The following is a 6,864-nucleotide window of genomic DNA, read 5'->3' on the forward strand; positions in this document are numbered from 1 at the left end:
GGGTAGAATGCGGTTTTTTTCCACCTGCGGGGGTGCGCCTTGCGCGAAATCGTCCTGATAAACATCACTGGTGTCGACCGTCCGGGTCTGACTGCGGCCATTACTGGCGTTTTGGCGCAGGGTGGTGTGAACATTCTCGACATTGGTCAGGCGGTGATCCACGACACTCTGTCGTTCGGCATCCTGGTTGAAATACCGAGTACCGAGCAAGGTTCTTCGGTACTCAAAGACATTCTATTCACCGCTTACAAGCTGGATCAGCAAGTGCGGTTCACTCCGGTGGCCGAAGAAGATTACCAGCAATGGGTGGGTGGCCAGGGCAAGAAGCGTCACATCGTGACGTTATTGACCCGCAAGGTGACCGCCGAACAGCTGCAGCGAGTCAGTTCGATCACTGCCAAATACGGTTTGAACATCGATCACATCGATCGTCTGTCCGGGAGGATGCCGCTGGACACTCCGGCGGACAAGGGCAAGGGCTGCATCGAGTTCTCCGTTCGCGGCGAAGCCGCTGACCCGCAAGCATTGCGCGCCGAGTTCCTCAGCGTGGCGCAAGAGCTGAATGTCGACATCGCCTTCCAGGAAGATTCACTGTTCCGTCGCAACCGTCGTTTGGCGGTGTTCGATATGGACTCGACCCTGATCGAAGCGGAAGTCATCGACGAGTTGGCCAAGGCCGCCGGTGTCGGTGACCGGGTAGCCGAGATTACCGAGCGGGCGATGGCCGGCGAGCTGGACTTCCGTGCCAGTTTCAAGGAGCGCCTGGCCTTGCTCAAGGGGCTGGATATCAACGTGCTGGATTCGATCGGCGCTTCGCTGCGGTTGACCGAAGGGGCTGAAACGCTGTTCGCCGAGCTCAAGCGTCTGGGCTACAGGACGGCAATCCTCTCCGGCGGCTTCACTTACTTCGCCAAGCAGTTACAAGCCAAATTGGGCATTGATTACGTGTTCGCCAACGAACTGGAAGTGGTCGATGGCAAGGTTACGGGTGTTGCGGTCGAGCCGATCGTGGACGCTCAGCGCAAGGCTGACTTGCTGCGCGAACTGGCCCACAAGGAAGGCTTGCGCCTGGAGCAGACCATCGCTGTTGGCGACGGTGCCAACGACTTGCCGATGCTGGCGATTGCCGGTCTTGGCGTAGCGTTCCGTGCCAAGCCACTGGTCAAGCAATCGGCCAAGCAGGCGATCTCGACATTGGGGTTGGATGGGGTGCTGTATTTGCTTGGTTTCAGAGATCGCGACGGGCAGCTCTGAGACTGACAGAGTACCTTCGCGGGCAAGCCTCGCTTCTACAAGGTAGGAGCGAGGCTTGCCCGCGAAGCGGCGACAAAGGTGCTGGCCATCGCCTTTTTCGCCTCCACGAACGCTCGTGGGGCGAAAAACCAGGGGGGGAAGCGCTTACGCCTCAGGCAAAGCCATGCCTTGCCCCATCTGTACCGCCGAACCGGCAACCAGTCCTTCAGCCCATTTCACCTGATCCGGCCCGAACAATACGACGGCGGTAGAGCCGAGCTTGAAGCGTCCCAGTTCAGCGCCTTTCTCCAGATGGATCGGCGCACGTGCGGCTTCGTCGTAACGTACGGTTTTCAGCTCGCGCTTGGGCGGCGTCACCAGCCCGGCCCAGACCGTTTCAACCGAAGCGACAATCATCGCCCCCACCAATACCACGGCCATCGGCCCGCGCTCGGTATCGAATATGCACGCCACGCGCTCGTTGCGGGCGAACAGTTCCGGGACATTTTCGGCGGTGGTCTGGTTGACCGAGAAAATCCGGCCCGGGATGTAAACCATCTCGCGCAGGGTACCGGCCAGTGGCATGTGCACGCGATGGTAGTCCTTGGGTGACAGGTAAATAGTGGCGAAATCGCCACCCATGAACGGCGCGGCTGCAGCGGCATCGCCGCCGAGCAGCTCCAGCACGCTGAAGCTGTGGCCTTTGGCCTGGAATACGCGACCGTGTTCGATCGGGCCAAGCTGGCTGACCGCACCGTCCGCCGGGCTGAGGATCGCGCCCGGCGTCTGGTCCAGTGGTCGTGCACCCTCTTTCAGGGCGCGGGTGAAGAAGGCGTTGAAGTGTTCGTAAGCGGTCAGGTCTTCGACCAGCGCTTGGGACATGTCTACCTGATAACGCTTGGCGAACCAGGCGGTGAAGGCATTCTTGAACCAGCGCACGCGGCATTCGGCAATGCAGCCGGCCAGGCGCGAAAGCAGGTGATGGGGCAGCAAGTACTGGCTGAGGATAAACAAACGCTTTTTCATTAACTGTCCTTAAAAACCTTAAATCTCTACAGGCGTGTCGGGGTGGTTGCCCCATTCGCCCCAAGAGCCGGCGTAGCCTTTGACTCGCGGATAACCGAGCGCCTTGGCCACCAGATAGGTGAAGCCAGAGCGATGGTGAGTCTGGCAGTGGGTGATCACTTCTTTGTCTTTGGTGATGCCGAGTTTTTCGAGGATCTGCGGCATGTCCTTGCGAATGCGCAGGTTGCGCGCCTGATCCATGCCGGCCGTCCATTCAAAATTGACCGCGCCGGGGATATGCCCGCCTTTGGCCGCGAGGACTTTTTCGCCGGAGTATTCCAGTGGGCCGCGCGCATCCCAGATCGCCAGGTCGGCAGCGCCCAAACGGCTTTGCAAGTATTCGCGGGTGGCGGTGGGTTCGTCGTGCAGGGTCAGGGCGACTGGGCCACCCACCGCAGCCGGGACCTGGATCGACATTGGCAAACCTTCTGTCAGCCAGGCCAGCAGGCCGCCGTCGACATAGTGGTAGTGGCTGTGGCCGATGACATCCAGCAGCCAGATAAAGCGCCCGGCCCAACCGCCGCCTTCGTCGTCATAGACCACGTAGACCGCATCGGGGTTGTGTCCCAGTTCACCGAACAACGCTTCAAGAGTGGCCTGTGTCGGCAACAGGCCCGGCGCAGGCGCCTGTCCAAGCTGAGTACGTTTAGGATCGACGAAGCGTGCGCCGGGAATATGTCCCTCTGCGTAGCGGGCACTGCTGGTCAGGTCGACCAGGATCAGTTCGCGGGCGTCGAGGCGGGTGAGCAGGTCGCCGGGTTCGATCACCAACGGCAAGCCAGAGAAATCAGGCATGTGAGGTCTCCAGAGCAAAAAAGGGAGGATTGTAGCGCAAGCGTCAGGTACCGCGGTTGGTAAAGCTGTGCAGGGCCTTTTCGATGCACAGTGCGGTTTTTCCGAAGGCCTGCACAGTGATTTCCGAGAACGGGCCGCCGCCCTGGTCGGCCACCAACAGCATCACCACCCGGCCGTTACTGCTCAGAGAGCGCAACAATAGATGCTCGCCGCCGAACTGGCTGCGCAGGCTGTTGGGCAGCAGTGCCGAAAACTGTGCGTTGCTGGCCGGTGTCAGGCGAATTTGTGCCGGTTTTGCCAGCAGGCGTTGCAGCACGGAGCTTTGGCTGACCTGCAGGTTCAGAGCGGCCGACTCTTCGGGCAGGCCGGCAATCTGATGGACCCGCAGGCTACTCAGGCTACGGTCCGCCATCAACAGCATCACCCGGCGCATCCCGCAGGCCACCAGCGCATCGCGGGCCAAGGTGATCAGGTGCATCGCGTTGTTGAATCGGCTCGGCTCTACCAGCAATTGCGTGCAGTGTTTGCGCCACATCACCAGGTCTTCGGCCGAGGGCGGTGCTGCCGGGAGCAGGGCGCGATGAATGCGGCGCGTGTTCCAGGGCCAGAGCAACGCTTGGGCCGGGTGCCAGAGGTCGGGCATTGTATGGTTGCGTGCACTCTGTGCGGCTTGCTGGTGCAGTTGCTGCTGAAGTTCGTCCATCGGTACTTGCAGATAAAGGCCGGTCAAGTACTGCCAGCGCATATTGTGCGGACTGTCCCAGGCATGCTGAGCCGACAGCGCCAGGCCGTTGGCCAGCAGCACGGTGTTGGCCGGCTGATTCAGCCAGCGGCGCAAGGCAGGGTCGGCGTCCAGTCGCTGTTGCTGACGCAAAGGGTGATCGCTGTCACGGGCGATGTGCAGAACCTTGACCAATTCCCGCTGCTCGTTGATCAACAAGCGATAGCCCTGCGCAACCCAGACCGGCAAGCGCCAGACTTCGACAAGCGCCAGGCACAATTCCAGCAGGCGCACACCGAACAATTGCTGTTCGACCTTGCGCGCTGACTCGCCCTTGTGAATCACCCTCAGCTCCCACTCTTCCAGCAATTGCGGATGCGTCAGCGTCAATGGCCAGAGCGGCGAAAGGAACAGCAAGCTGCCCCAATGGATGTCTTGCCACAGACGCGCCAGGCGGCTGGCGAACAGGCCGTTGGCCTGTTGTGTGGCGTGCTGGCTGATCAGTTGCAATTGCCGCAAGGCGATCGGGATTGCTTCCTGGGGCAAGGCTGGCAGGCGCGCGAGCAATTGTTCGGTGCGCTTCAAACCGAGACGATTGATCGCGATCTCAAGGTTTTCGGCCGGTTCGGTCATGTTTCCGTGGGTGTGGCGGTTGGCTTCGCGAATTACGCTGAGGGCCAGTGCGGGACTTTCTTGCATGAGCTCGGCGATATCGCGCATCGAACTGCGGTTATCGGCGATGGCTTTGCACACCCGGTCATGACTGGTTTGCGGCACCGGCAAAGACACGGCGTCGAGGAGCTTTATCCAGCCTTCGAGGGTCTTGGGTTTTGCAGTTGGGACTGTCGTTTCATTAATCATGGCTGGGCGCGATCATCATTCACAATTAACACGCCCAGAAGGGGGCAAACTGGCTTTTCGCCTTATCGGGCTATAGTCTGGCGCAGTTTTGCCGATAAGTAGAAGAAGAGTTTTATTAACTTCCGAATATGACCTTGAACCCGACTCAATAAGTACTCTCCTACTATGGCTAAAATCATCGGCATCATTGTCGTATTCGCGAGCGTGCTCGGCGGATACGTGCTCTCCCACGGCAAAATTGCCGCCCTGATTCAGCCTTTCGAGGTCGTGATCATTGGTGGTGCAGCCTTCGGTGCGTTCCTCCAGGCCAACCCCGGTTACATGACGCTGCACGTCCTCAAGAAAGCCCTGAGGATGTTCAGTTCGCGTTTCACTCACACCTTCTATCTGGAGGTGCTGGGCCTGATCTACGAGATCCTCAACAAGAGCCGTCGCGAAGGCATGATGGCGATTGAAAGCGACATCGAAGATGCAGCAGCCAGCCCGATCTTCGCCAAGTACCCGGCCGTGCTCAAAGATCAACGCATGACCGCGTACATCTGTGATTACTTGCGCATCATGTCCTCCGGCAACATGGCCCCCCATGAGCTTGAAGGCTTGTTCGACATGGAATTGTTCAGTCTGAAAGAAGATCTGGAGCATCCTTCTCACGCGGTCAACGGTATCGCCGATGCCATGCCCGGTTTCGGTATCGTCGCGGCGGTATTGGGTATCGTGGTGACCATGGCCTCTCTCGGCGAAGGTGACCAGAAAGCTATCGGCATGCACGTCGGTGCGGCGCTGGTCGGTACCTTCTTCGGTATTCTCGCGGCCTACGGCTTCTTCGGCCCGCTGGCTCATTCGCTGGCCCACGACGCCAAGGAAGAACTGAACGTCTACGAGGCCATCAAGGCTTCACTGGTGGCTTCGGCCTCCGGCATGCCGCCGTCGCTGGCAGTGGAGTTCGGGCGCAAGGTTCTGTACCCGGCGCACCGTCCTAGCTTTGCAGAGCTGGAACAAGCGGTTCGCGGTCGCTAAGTCATGGAAAATAATCAACCGATTATCATCAAGCGCGTCAAGCGCTACGCCGGCGGACATCACGGAGGCGCCTGGAAAATCGCCTTCGCAGACTTCGCGACGGCGATGATGGCGTTCTTCCTGGTGTTGTGGCTGTTGTCCACGGCGACCCCGGAACAGAAGATCGCCATCGCCGGTTACTTCAAGGACCCGATCGGTTTTTCCGAGAGCGGTACGCCGTTCATTATTGACCTGGGTGGTTCGCCGCAGCTGGCGCCGGAAAAGACCATCAACCCAGAGGTCAAGTCGCAGCCGCAGCCGGACAAGGTCATCATCGACACCGATCAAGTCGAAAATATGGCCGAAAAGGTCGAGCAGGAACGTCTCGAGCTGCTGCTGCAAGAATTGCAGAAAAAGGTTGAAGAGAGCCCGCAGCTGCAGAAATTCAAGGATCAGATTCTCTTCGAAATCACCCCGGACGGTTTGCGCATCCAGATCATGGACGCCGAGAACCGGCCGATGTTCGACTCCGGCAGTGCGCGTCTGAAGCCGTATTTCGAAGACATCCTGTTGGCCATGGCGGACACCATCAAAGCGGTGCCGAACAAGATCAGCGTCAGCGGTCACACCGATGCCAAACCCTACACCGGCACCGGCGACTTTGGTAACTGGGAACTGTCGGCCAACCGTGCCAACGCTGCGCGCCGGGCGCTGGTTGCCGGTGGTTATCCAGATACGCAAGTGGCCAGGGTGGTGGGCTTCGCCTCGTCGGCATTGTTTGACCGTGAACATCCGTTCAATCCGGTCAACCGGCGGATCGATATCGTCGTGCTGACCAAGAAAGCCCAGCGCGCCATCGAGGGCGAGCAAGGTGCCGAGCCTGCGCCAGCGCCGACACCAGGGCAGGGCGCACCAGGTGAAGTGCCAGGCGCGGCCGCCGACCCGAACGCTCTGCCGGCGGACAAGCAGCCGCTGCCGGCCCATGAGCTTCGGGAGAGACTGAACCTGTTTGAGGACAGTCCACCGAAAGCAGGTGAGGCGGGTAAAGCCCCTGAGCCAGCGAAGCAGTGACCCACAAAAAAGCCGCGATGATCGCGGCTTTTTTGTCTCTGCCGATTGCTACTTGATCGTTCCCACGCTCCCGCGTGGGAATGCATCCGGTGACGCTCTGCGTCACCTCTACAGCGGACGCA

6 protein-coding genes are annotated in these 6,864 nt (G+C 59.8%); 3 read left to right on the top strand and 3 right to left on the bottom strand.

Annotated elements, in window-relative coordinates:
• Positions 1 to 39: 39 nt before the first annotated feature.
• The gene (gene serB / locus AC07VR_RS29845; protein WP_495013411.1) at positions 40 to 1,254 is read left to right on the top strand and encodes a phosphoserine phosphatase SerB; all 1,215 of its coding nucleotides are present in this window, start codon (positions 40 to 42) and stop codon (positions 1,252 to 1,254) included.
• A 144-nt stretch (positions 1,255 to 1,398) separates the two neighbouring features.
• Here serB and asd read toward each other — a convergent pair whose 3' ends face one another.
• From asd to AC07VR_RS29860, 3 genes are read right to left on the bottom strand one after another with little or no spacing between them, the layout of a single operon-like run.
• Complete coding sequence (gene asd, locus AC07VR_RS29850) at positions 1,399 to 2,259, bottom strand: archaetidylserine decarboxylase (RefSeq protein ID WP_495013412.1); 861 nt, start codon at positions 2,257 to 2,259, stop codon at positions 1,399 to 1,401.
• Between the two features lie 18 nt (positions 2,260 to 2,277).
• Positions 2,278 to 3,093 (bottom strand): thiosulfate sulfurtransferase, encoded by an 816-nt coding sequence (gene rhdA, locus AC07VR_RS29855; RefSeq protein ID WP_495013413.1) that lies wholly within the window; start codon positions 3,091 to 3,093, stop codon positions 2,278 to 2,280.
• Between the two features lie 43 nt (positions 3,094 to 3,136).
• On the bottom strand, positions 3,137 to 4,675 hold the full coding sequence (locus AC07VR_RS29860; RefSeq protein ID WP_495013414.1) for an HDOD domain-containing protein: 1,539 nt from the start codon (positions 4,673 to 4,675) through the stop codon (positions 3,137 to 3,139).
• A 165-nt stretch (positions 4,676 to 4,840) separates the two neighbouring features.
• Between AC07VR_RS29860 and motA the strand changes: the two genes are divergently transcribed.
• Together motA and motB are read left to right on the top strand one after the other, a co-directional pair.
• On the top strand, positions 4,841 to 5,692 hold the full coding sequence (gene motA / locus AC07VR_RS29865; RefSeq protein ID WP_494993426.1) for a flagellar motor stator protein MotA: 852 nt from the start codon (positions 4,841 to 4,843) through the stop codon (positions 5,690 to 5,692).
• A gap of 3 nt (positions 5,693 to 5,695) precedes the next feature.
• The gene (gene motB / locus AC07VR_RS29870; RefSeq protein ID WP_494993427.1) at positions 5,696 to 6,742 is read left to right on the top strand and encodes a flagellar motor protein MotB; all 1,047 of its coding nucleotides are present in this window, start codon (positions 5,696 to 5,698) and stop codon (positions 6,740 to 6,742) included.
• The last annotated feature ends 122 nt before the right edge of the window (positions 6,743 to 6,864 follow it).

It is taken from the genome of Pseudomonas sp. GW821-FHT02H09, from assembly GCF_059421425.1.